The 1,814-nt window shown below is 50.7% G+C and carries 2 protein-coding genes; both read left to right on the forward strand.

All coding sequences use genetic code 11. From position 1 onward, the window contains the following. Positions 1–772 (forward strand): DeoR/GlpR family DNA-binding transcription regulator (locus KDK17_RS04815; protein ID WP_257287475.1); only part of this gene is annotated, 772 nt, incomplete at its 5' end. A 112-nt stretch (positions 773–884) separates the two neighbouring features. Continuing rightward, on the forward strand, positions 885–1,766 hold the full coding sequence (locus tag KDK17_RS04820) for a 4-hydroxythreonine-4-phosphate dehydrogenase PdxA (RefSeq protein WP_257287476.1): 882 nt from the start codon (positions 885–887) through the stop codon (positions 1,764–1,766). The last annotated feature ends 48 nt before the right edge of the window (positions 1,767–1,814 follow it).

Below are 1,814 nucleotides of genomic sequence, written 5' to 3' on the forward strand. Positions count from 1 at the left end.
AAGAGGTCAAGGTATGCTTCCCGTTGAGCGTCGAGAGCACATTCTGTCTTACGTTGAAGAAAAAGGTTGTGCCAATATCGAAGAGATGGCGGAGAAATTCGATGTTTCCCAGATGACTATTCGTCGCGATATACGCACTCTGGAGCAGGAGGACAAACTGCGCGTCACCTATGGCGGTGCAGTATCCAAAAGCTTCCTGATGGAAGATATCCCCTACGAAAAGAAGAACGCTGTCAACATTGAAGAGAAAAAGTCCATTGCTCACGAGGCCCTCAAGCTGGTCAAGGAAGGACAGATCATTCTGCTGGATGCCGGTACAAGCACCATGGCCCTGGCCAAACTGATGATGCGCATGAAGGTCACCATTGTGACCCCGGACCTGAAGATCGCTCTGCAACTTTCAGACTCCTCCACCGCCAGGGTCTACACCACGGGAGGTCTGGTCAGCGCCATTACCAAGGCTCACTGTGACACAACCGCCCTGTCTTTCCTGGACAGCATTAACGCAGACATTGCTTTTCTGGCGACCAACAGCTGGAGTCTGCAACACGGTATGACCACTGCCTCTACCGACCATTACTTTATTCGTCGCAAGATGCTGGAACGTGCAACCCGCAGTGTTCTGCTGGCAGACTCCAGCAAGTTCGGAGCTTCCAGCATGAAGACTATCTGTCAGCTGGATGAGCTGGATACCATTATCACGGACAGCCGTTTCGATGACGAGAGTCTGGCGGCCATCAGGGAATCAGGCGGTCATATTATCCGCTCCTGATGATGCGACAGCATCTCATCACACCTTTTGCGACAGCTTCTTTGGCGTGGTGACATCTTCTAAACTCACAGCTATAAAATAGGTTGAGACCAGCCAGATGTTGCTGTGAGTAATGAAACCCCTGATCAGTATGCCAATGGGCGACCCGGCCGGAATCGGCCCGGAAGTCCTGATAAAAGCACTTTCAGCCAATGACTTTTCCGATGCCTCTCGATTACTGGTCGTCGGCTATGTGGAGATCCTTCAGCAAACTATCTCGTCCTGCAATTTGCCCCTTACTATCAAGTCTGTGAAGACCTGTGCAGATATTGATCCCCGGACGGGTATTCTCAATGTCCTTGAGCCTCCCAACCCCCGCCAAATTTTCGAGCTGGGCAAGGTTTCCGCTGCCGCAGGAAAGATGGCCTACGACTGTATTCAACTCGCAACTCAACTGGCTCTGGACAAAGAAGCCCACGCTCTTGTAACGCCTCCCATTAACAAGATGTCTCTGGACGCAGCCAATATCAGAGAAACAGGACACACCGAAATTCTTGCCGATCTGACAGACAGCAAACACCCACTCACTTTGTTTGAGGTTGCAGGCTTGAAAGTATTTTTTCTCTCACGACATTTGTCTCTCAGGCTGGCGTGTGACTTCGTTACTCAAAAGAACCTGATTCAATGTGCTGAAAGCGCGGTTGATGCCCTGAAATCGCTGGGTATTGAGGCCCCTCACCTGGCTATAGCAGGGTTAAATCCTCATTGTGGAGATAACGGACTGTTTGGACATGAAGAACAAGAAGAAATCTGGCCCGCTGTCCGTAAACTGCAACAACTTGGATTCAACGTGTCGGGCCCCTTGCCTGCCGACTCAGTGTTTTATCAGGCTCTGAATGGACAGTTTGATGCCGTCATCTCGCTCTACCACGATCAGGGACACATCGCGACCAAGATGGTGGACTTCCATAAAACCATTTCCATCACCTGTGGCTTGCCCTTTCTAAGAACGTAAGACAGAATGTGCTCTCGACGCTCAACGGGAAGCATACCTTGACCTCTT

It is taken from the genome of Endozoicomonas sp. SESOKO2 (assembly GCF_024606245.1).
Classification (GTDB): Bacteria; Pseudomonadota; Gammaproteobacteria; order Pseudomonadales; family Endozoicomonadaceae; genus Endozoicomonas_A.

Coding starts and splice junctions, on each gene's coding strand:
- KDK17_RS04820 (WP_257287476.1), top strand. CDS start 885: ATGAAACCCCTGATCAGTATGCCAATGGGCGACCCGGCCGGAATCGGC.